General features: G+C 47.3%; 6 protein-coding genes and 1 pseudogene. 1 reads left to right on the top strand and 6 read right to left on the bottom strand.

The window, feature by feature from the left end:
* On the top strand, positions 1 to 124 hold a 124-nt coding region (locus UF05_RS24235), incomplete at its 5' end, for a transposase (protein ID WP_137406502.1).
* Positions 125 to 127: 3 nt separating this feature from the next.
* On the opposite strand, the pseudogene UF05_RS07540 reads toward UF05_RS24235, so the two are convergent.
* The 6 genes and pseudogenes from UF05_RS07540 to UF05_RS07515 form a co-directional block, all read right to left on the bottom strand.
* Positions 128 to 1,354: pseudogene (locus tag UF05_RS07540) on the bottom strand (CmpA/NrtA family ABC transporter substrate-binding protein); the annotation flags it as partial.
* Between the two features lie 265 nt (positions 1,355 to 1,619).
* Positions 1,620 to 2,201 carry an ANTAR domain-containing response regulator gene (locus UF05_RS07535; RefSeq protein WP_025500168.1) on the bottom strand — a complete coding sequence of 194 codons (582 nt, stop codon included), beginning with the start codon at positions 2,199 to 2,201 and terminating at the stop codon, positions 1,620 to 1,622.
* 63 nt (positions 2,202 to 2,264) lie between these two features.
* The gene (locus UF05_RS07530; protein WP_169610060.1) at positions 2,265 to 3,182 is read right to left on the bottom strand and encodes a dienelactone hydrolase family protein; all 918 of its coding nucleotides are present in this window, start codon (positions 3,180 to 3,182) and stop codon (positions 2,265 to 2,267) included.
* Positions 3,183 to 3,350: 168 nt separating this feature from the next.
* A complete protein-coding gene (locus UF05_RS07525; protein WP_025551189.1) occupies positions 3,351 to 4,304 on the bottom strand; it encodes a glycosyl transferase family protein in 954 nt (317 codons plus the stop codon).
* Positions 4,301 to 5,206 carry a uroporphyrinogen-III C-methyltransferase gene (gene cobA, locus UF05_RS07520; protein ID WP_045546056.1) on the bottom strand — a complete coding sequence of 302 codons (906 nt, stop codon included), beginning with the start codon at positions 5,204 to 5,206 and terminating at the stop codon, positions 4,301 to 4,303. Before cobA ends, UF05_RS07525 begins: the two co-directional genes overlap by 4 nt.
* Before the next feature lie 20 nt (positions 5,207 to 5,226).
* A complete protein-coding gene (locus tag UF05_RS07515) occupies positions 5,227 to 7,890 on the bottom strand; it encodes a nitrate reductase (protein WP_045546057.1) in 2,664 nt (887 codons plus the stop codon).
* Positions 7,891 to 8,031: the final 141 nt, after the last annotated feature.

Genomic DNA, 8,031 nt, shown 5'->3' with positions numbered 1-8,031 from the left:
TACCTGTACGCTTGAAGGGATAAATAACAAGATAAAGTTAATCAAGAGGATGGGATATGGCTATCGAGACACTGATTACTTCTTCTTAAAGATAAAAGCGGCTTTCCCCGGAAAGCCGCGATGAACCATTTTTTTTGCTCAACACACCATCTTCAATTAACGCTTGAGCTGCTTGTTGGTAGATATCAGGACGGTAAACCTCTTTCGCCACGTCCATGTACCAATCATCGGATTTCTCGCTTGAGATTTGTCCCCAGCGGCGCATTTGGGTCAGATACCAAATCGCATCGCTGTAGTACGGGTACGTGGCGTTATGACGGAAGAACACGTTGAAGTCTGGTACGTCTCGTTTGTCGCCTTTCTCGTATTCAAACGTGCCTGTCATTGAGTTGGCGATAACATCGGCATCTGCTCCCACATACTCGCTCTTCGCCAACATCTTCACCGCTTCTTGGCGGTTGGCATTGTTGTTTTCATCCAACCAATGTGCCGCTCGAATCAGGGCTTTCACGACACGAATGTGCGTGTTGGGGTTCTTTTCTGCCCATGCTTTGGACACACCAAATACTTTCTCTGGGTTGTTCTTCCAGATTTCGTAATCCGTCACCACTGGCGCACCGATACCTTTGAACACCGCTTGCTGGTTCCAAGGTTCGCCTACGCAATAACCTTTGATCGTGCCCGCTTCCATCGTCGCTGGCATTTGTGGCGGCGGCGTAACACTCAAAAGAACATCAGCATCCAACTGACCACTGTTGTCACCAGAATCTGGGGCGTAAAAACCTGGATGAATCCCACCAGCAGCAAGCCAATAACGCAACTCGTAATTGTGAGTAGAAACAGGAAACACCATGCCCATATTGAACGGTTTGCCTTTATCCAGATAGCTGTCGACCACAGGCTTCAGTGCATCTGCTTTGATTGGGTGAACAGGTTTGCCATCTGGTTGTTTTGGAATGTACTGCTTCATCTGTTCCCAAGTATCATTGGAAACCGTGATTGCGTTGCCGTTCAAATCCATACTGAACGCGGTAATCACTTCTGCTTTTGTGCCGACACCAATCGTTGCGCCCAATGGCTGCCCTGCCAGCATATGCGCGCCATCGAGTTCACCATCGATAACACGGTCCAACAGCACTTTCCAGTTTGCTTGCGCTTCGAGCGTGACGTATAACCCTTCGTCTTCAAAAAAGCCTTGCTCGTAGGCAACCGCTAGCGGCGCCATATCGGTTAACTTAATAAAACCAAACTTCAGGTCTTCAATTTCTGGCTCACCCAACTCTGCCTTTGCGCTAACCGTGGTGATTACCGATAACGAAATTGCTGACACTTTCAGCATCGAACTCCATTTCATTGGATTGCTCCCATAAAAAAAGCGCTACTACTCCGAAGAGCAGTAGCGCCGTTGCTAAGTCTGCAATTACCGCCATTGATAATTGAGATAAGCGATTCAACAATAAACCCGTTCTAACTAATCCAATTACTGTGCCAACTAATTTTTCACTTTAAATACAGCAAATTAGAGTTGACCCTAGTTACCAAACAATTGTATTTGCTTACTGTTAGTGCAACACGCACCACAGTAGAATTTTCACCATAACTCCAAAGTAGTAGAGAAGTTAATCAATTAGTTGCAATGCGGTAATCAGGTTCTTCGCAACTTGAGTAAGCGTTTGACTCGATTGCATTGCAGAGTTTCGCATTGCTTTGTACGCGTGTTCCTCATCTACATTGTGCACTTTCATCAATAAGCCTTTGGCTTTTTCCACCAGCTTTCGCTCTTCAATCTTGTTCGTCAGCGATTCAATTTCTGAATTCATTCTCTCGAACCGCTCACGTACCAAGGTTGCGTGGTCAATCCAAGGTTGAAGCGCAAACTCAGTATCATGAGGCATCAACACATAATCCATTTGGCTTGATAACCGATTGATATCATTAGAAGATAGTTGCTTTAGCACGATAAGAAGTGGTACCGATTTTTGTCGGCAGAAATCGACGATCAAACGCAGCTCTGCGGTTGGCTGCTGCCATCCAACCACAACTCTTGCCGATGGTTCTCTCTGTATCAGCGTTTCTAGCTGTGCCAATTGGCTACCGATGATGTTGTCGTAATCTTTGCTCAATAAGCCGGACAATCGAGCTTGCTCTTGAAGACTGTCACAGCAGACGATAATGGGGGTTTTTGACGTTGATTGAGTCATGCACATTCCTTGTTAATATCTCACTCACTAAAGGAGATAAAACAAGGAATGTGCCAACTCCGATTAACTGGCGATGAGATGTTCTTTGAAGAAAGCTAAGGTACGTTCCCAAGCAAGAGCCGCTTCCTCGGGTGCGTAACGTGCGGTTGAGTCGTTGTGGAAACCATGATTGACGTTTTCATACATCAAAGCTTGGTACTTCGCACCTGAAGCAATCAACTGCTGCTCGTACGAAGGCCAAGTGTCATTCACACGTTTATCCAACCCTGCGAAATGCAACATTAATGGGCCTTTCACTTGTTTTTGAATCTCTTCTGCAGCGGGTGTTCCATAAAAAGGGACGCCTGCATCTAGCTCATTTGGCATAACTGCCGCCAGCATATTGACGACATAACCACCAAAACAGAAACCAACCGCGCCAAGCTTGCCGTTTCCATGTTCGTGCTGTTTGATAAATTTGGCGGCCGCTATAAAGTCTTGCTCAATCTTGGCTCTGTCCATCTCTTTTTGCATTGCTCGCCCTTCATCATCATTTCCCGGATACCCACCTAACGGGTAGAGAGCATCGGGAGCAAAGGCGATAAAACCATCTTTCGCTAGTCGTCTCGCGACGTCTTTAATGTAAGGGTTGAGGCCACGGTTTTCATGAATCACCAAAACCGTTGGTGATTTGATGGTCTTTTTCTGAGGCATCACCAAGTAACCACGCCCTTCACCATGCCCATTCGGCGACGAAAAGGTTTCGTACGTGGCTTTGATTTCAGGATCATTGAAGGAGACTTGCTCGGCAAGCGCGTAATTTGGTGTCAGCGCGTCAACCAGTGCGGTCATGCTAAACCCGAGCACCGCAAGGCCACCAAGCCGATTAAGAAATTCTCGGCGCGAGATCTTTCCGTGCGCGTATTCGTCGTACCAATCGAAGGCTTCTTGCGGGATGGGGTGAGCCGCCTTTTCACTTGACGTCGTGTGCTTTAGCATTATCCATGTCCTCATTTCTTATCGAAAAGTAAACCCATCACCGCAGTGGTGATGTTTATGCTAATCAGCAAAGAGAGACTTGTGGTGATAAATTCATCACTGACGAGCATACACAAACAATAGATAAAGGATTCCGATCCAACAACTTTGTATCTTTAGGCAGTCATGCAATCAGTTCGCTGCGCAATACGACGCCCAGTACGAAAATGCACGTTCAAAAGCTTGTTCTCTGTCATGCATTTCAGCAAACAAGACAACCGCTATGGTAGCTAACACCGTGTTCGCCATTTGATTCATGTCGGTTTCTTCTGTACCAAATGGACAAACCGTAGGCATTGGCACCTCTGACAGCATTTGCTCTGTCCAGTAGTGAGATGTCACGCCACTGGGTTGACTAAGCCATACTGTCTGGCTCACTTTCGGGTTGTATTCTGACTCACCCGACTGGCCTTTAAACGACACCACAGCATGCGCCGTTTGGCCAATTTCGTACTCGACTTCAGCGTGGAGCTGCTGAAAACCAGGATGGAAGCTACCACGAATACCGACTGTCGCCTGCCCCGGGTTCAGTGCTCGAACCACGGTATTAATCGGCGTTCTAAGCCCATAACGATTCTTCCAACCAATCATGGTTTCTGCTTGCGGCGCAAACGCACTCAGCGGTAGATACACGATGTTTTGTGTTTCTAACACACGCTTTGCGTCTTCTGCTGATTCCGCTTTCTTGATAGCAAACTTGTCGAGGAAATCTTCTGCGTGTAAACGACCAGATTGGCGGTCGTGATAGCCGTGCATCAATACTTTATGACCGTTGTCAGCAAGGATTTTCGCTGCCAACAGGTGCCAAGGCTGACCTGCCGCCTCACGTTTGCCTGCGTAACATGGCCAATCAATGTCTGCACCAATAGCTGGCATGCGGGATTGGAATGCTTTCACAAAGCCAGCGATTTCTTGTTGAGTCTCGTTCTGTACGCGGATAAGCATCAATAACATCGCCATCTGATCGTCGTCGCACTCACCGTTTAGGTATTCATCCATCACTCGAAACGCTTGGTCAAAGTTCAGTGGTTTTCTACCACGCTCGCCACGACCGACTGTTCTGATACATTCCAAAATGCTGCTCATATTCCCTCGAATTCCGTCACTGACTGTACGGTTTCTATTAGTTGTTCGCGCAGTTTGACAACTTCTCCCATCACAATCAATGCTGGGCTGATGCCTTTGAGTGTAATCGATAACTCATTGAGCTGATTGAGTTGGGTAACATACACTTGCTGTTGGGGGCTACAACCATGAGTGATGACCGCGACAGGGAAATTTTCTCTCAAACCAGAGCTAATTAAACCCGTTTGTATTTGCGATGACTTTTCTAACCCCATGTAGAAGACTAACGTTTGTCCGCTTTGCATCAGTTGGCTCCAAGCCTCAAATGCGCCCGTGACCACTTGCCCTGTCACAAAGGTAACGCTGCGAGCAACACCACGATGAGTCAGTGGAATTAAGCTGTTTGCTGAACACCCTATCGCTGCAGTAATACCGGGGATGACTTCATACGGAATCGCATGTTTGACTAGAGCTAACGCTTCTTCGCCACCTCGCCCAAACACAAACGGATCGCCTCCTTTCAGCCGAACAACACGTTTGCCTTGCTGAGCTAATGACACCATTAAACCGCAGATTTCTTCCTGACCGATGCTAGGTTGTCCGCATCGTTTTCCCACGTAAATCCAATCGGCTTGTGGCGAAGCCAACTCCAAAATATCTTTGTTAACCAGACGGTCGTACAGCAGCACCTCTGCCGACATAATCGCTTTCACTGCCTTCACCGTTAACAAGTCTGGATCGTGCGGTCCTGCTCCGACAATCGAGACAAAACCTTTGTGGTTCGCGTCGAGGTCTACTGAATGGTCTTCTAAAAGTTGGTTCAGTTTGCTTGCTTGGTCATGCATAGAAAAGCGAGACGAGCGTTCTTGTTTCTGACTCGCTTGTCCTTTCTTAAACCAAGACTTTTGATAAGGCGCTTCCATGTGCTTATCCTCTTTGTGACTTACTTTATTTGAATAGCCAGACTTTGCTGGCTCGCTTGCTGTTTGCCCTTTTGATGCTGATGACTGTCGACCATCTGTTTGATTTGAGAAACGCACGAGCCACAGTTAGTACCGCATTTGAGTTTGTTTTGAAGTTGGGTCACTGACGTGCAGTCTTGTTTCTCCATCGCGTCATGTATTTGTTTATCAGTGACGCGGAAACAACTACAGATCAGTTTGGCGCTGCTTTGCGATTGAGTGATGGTAAGCAGTTGCGATAGCTCCATCGGCTTGCCAATCAAGCCGGTAAAGTTGGTGTAGTCGGTTTGAATCGGTTCGCTAGACACCACCAAAACCGAACGAATGATACGAACGTCTCCAACAAGGTCGTAATCCACCGCTAGCCAACCTTGGGCAATATCTATCGCAATTCTGCGGCTCTTTTCCGTTCGACAAAAACTCTGCTTTTTTGGTCGTTTATCGTGCGCAAAGCGCCAGATGCCCAAATTACTTTCTGCTTGAAATGCGCTGTAGAGAAACTTGCTGGAATCAAACTGTGTCCCGATGAACATACCGTAGGTTTTTACCGCTGCGTCTTGCACTTCAACATAAGACGACTTAAACGCAGGTTGCCCAGAAATAGGGTCTTTTGCGCTGTTTACTATCGCGTTAACACTGCTTTCACCGCCATATCGACCCGCCCAGTGCATTGACATAAACAGCTCCTGAAAACCTAAACCTTCATCAATGGCAACTTTGGCATAAATACTGGTGTTTGAAGTAGGCTGGAACAGCTTGGTGAGTTGTCCTGCTTTTAAACGATTTTGAGTGGCAGAGAGTGTGTTCATGTACACGGTTGGTTCTAACTCAGAGGCGGCAAGGTGTGCAATATGGCCTGTACGTGTCATGGTGTGCCATTGATCTCGTTGTCTACCCGTATTGAGCCACCAGCCTTTCGTTCTGGCTAAACGCTGTGGCGATTCGCGAGTTACTACAAACCGCGCTTTACCATCTGGGTGAGAATACACGCCATCGGAAAACGGTCGCTCGCCACCCCATTGGGTTGGCCGCCACTCTTCGTACTCTTGCTCATTCAAATTGGCGTATTGAGACAGATCTAGCTTTAAAGGCGACTTTTTATTCATGCCTGTCATGGCAGCGTACTCGCAAAACACCTCGTGTTCAGAGTCAAAATCAAAACCATTCTTTGTCTCTTCTAAGGTGCATAATGCTTGCCCGACTTGGCTCACTGCCCACCAGTCCGATTTTGCCTCACCGGGAGGGTTTTGGAACTGACGCTGTCTTGAAATCCTACGTTCAGAATTCGTCACCATCCCCTGTTTTTCACCCCATCCAGCCGCCGGAAGCAACAAGTCGGCATAACGCGCAACATCCGACTCTACGGTAATATCCGAGACAATCACAAACGGACAGCGTTCTAGCGCCCTCTTAACAAACTGATTGTCTGGCAAAGAGACAACAGGGTTGGTCGCCATGATCCACAGAACTTTAATCTCACCACGTTCTACCGCCTCAAACAGTTCAACGGCTTTTAAACCGGGCTGAGTGGCAATTTCTGGTGAATCCCAAAACGCCTGCACTTGCTTGATAGACCCTGCGTCAAAAGCGCGATGAACCGCTAACTGGTTTGCCAAACCACCGACTTCTCGCCCACCCATCGCATTCGGCTGACCTGTAATAGAAAACGGCCCGCAACCTGACTTGGCAATTTTACCTGTCGCCAAGTGTGCATTAATGATTGCATTGCCTTTGTCGACGCCATTTTCGGCTTGGTTAACCCCTTGGCAAAACAGCGTGATTGCGGTTGGGCTTTGCGCAAACCATTGGAAGAATGTCGTGAGCTTTTCTTCTGAAATACCAATGGAAGACGTTAGATTAGTGACATCGTAACGCAAGTCGGAAACTTCTTCTGCAAGCGTATCAAACCCGTCGGTATAGGAATTTATGTATTGAGAATCAACGTATTGCTGCTCAATAAGAAACTTGAGCAGCCCATTAAAAAGAGACACATCCCCATCGTTTTTTATCGCTAAATGTAAATCGGCTTGCTGCGCCGTAACAGTTTCTCGTGGATCGATCACCACTAACTTGAGGCTTGGATTTTTCTCTCTCGCTTGTTGAATTCGACGAAATAACACCGGGTGCGTCCATGCTGTATTCGCTCCGCAGATAATCAGTAATTCCGTGCTATCAATGTCGTCATAATTGACCGGTACAACGTCCTCTCCAAAAGCGCGAATGTGTGCGGCAACTGCCGATGACATACACAAACGCGAGTTGGTATCGATATTAGCGCTGCCGATGTACCCTTTCATCAGCTTGTTAGCAACGTAATAGTCTTCCGTTAACAACTGACCAGAAACGTACATCGCAACAGAATCAGGCCCAAACTCCGCTTTAGCTTGATGGATCTTTTCAGCAATCATGTTTGTGGCTTGCGACCAGTGAATTTCTTTACCTTGTGGCCGCTCCTTGGTGACAAGCTTCGGATACAAAAGGCGTGATGGCATGTTCAAGCTTTCAGCCAACGCAACACCTTTCACACATAAGGCTCCCGCGTTCGCAGGATGGTTATCGTCCCCAATAATTCCTTTTGAGTTTACTTCAACCCCGCATCCTACCCCGCAATAAGGACAGGTCGTTTTTCTGCATCCTTGCGACATTACGCCTCCTGCTATTGACCAACACGACTTACAAACCCAACCATGCGAGCAAAAAAAAGCCTCTCCAAACTGGAGAGGCTGCAATACCTTTAACGCTGTAAGTACATTTTTAAAAAGTAATACCCTAACCCGCATCTCCTC

Source organism: Vibrio sp. S457-15, from assembly GCF_000960545.1.
Taxonomy (GTDB): Bacteria; Pseudomonadota; Gammaproteobacteria; order Enterobacterales; family Vibrionaceae; genus Vibrio; species Vibrio parahaemolyticus.
The sequence above is the reverse complement of the archived record's forward strand: the minus strand, read 5'-3'. Positions and strand labels throughout refer to the sequence as shown.

Coding starts and splice junctions, on each gene's coding strand:
- UF05_RS07535 (WP_025500168.1), bottom strand. CDS start 2,201: ATGACTCAATCAACGTCAAAAACCCCCATTATCGTCTGCTGTGACAGT.
- UF05_RS07525 (WP_025551189.1), bottom strand. CDS start 4,304: ATGAGCAGCATTTTGGAATGTATCAGAACAGTCGGTCGTGGCGAGCGT.
- cobA (WP_045546056.1), bottom strand. CDS start 5,206: ATGGAAGCGCCTTATCAAAAGTCTTGGTTTAAGAAAGGACAAGCGAGT.
- UF05_RS07515 (WP_045546057.1), bottom strand. CDS start 7,890: ATGTCGCAAGGATGCAGAAAAACGACCTGTCCTTATTGCGGGGTAGGA.